The sequence below is a fragment of the Chryseobacterium sp. SIMBA_028 genome, assembly GCF_046535285.1.
Classification (GTDB): domain Bacteria; phylum Bacteroidota; class Bacteroidia; order Flavobacteriales; family Weeksellaceae; genus Chryseobacterium.
In genome coordinates this window covers 1-245 of record NZ_JAWRWZ010000702.1, presented here as the reverse complement: position 1 = coordinate 245, position 245 = coordinate 1, and the positions used below count along the sequence as shown (strand labels likewise).

The window sequence follows — 245 nt, the reverse complement described above, 5'->3', positions numbered from 1 at the left end:
CAGGCAAAATCATCTACACTGGCTATAGAAATCAGCGAGCCATTTAAGGACTTGATGGAATTTTGATAGTCTTTCTCTCGAAATTGCTGGATGCCTTTTTCCTTCAGGAAATATCCATACTCTTGTCTGAATTCATTATTTCCACTGGTCAGCGCCAATCCAATATTCGTCAGGGAATCTGCTGATTTTGAATTACCCAGATAACGGTAACAAACAGCCATTTGATGCAAGCTATTGTAATATCC

General features: G+C 39.2%; 1 pseudogene. It reads right to left on the bottom strand.

The annotated features are described in order from the left end of the window. Nucleotides 1-245, bottom strand: a pseudogene (locus SCA31_RS25065) (AraC family transcriptional regulator); the annotation flags it as partial.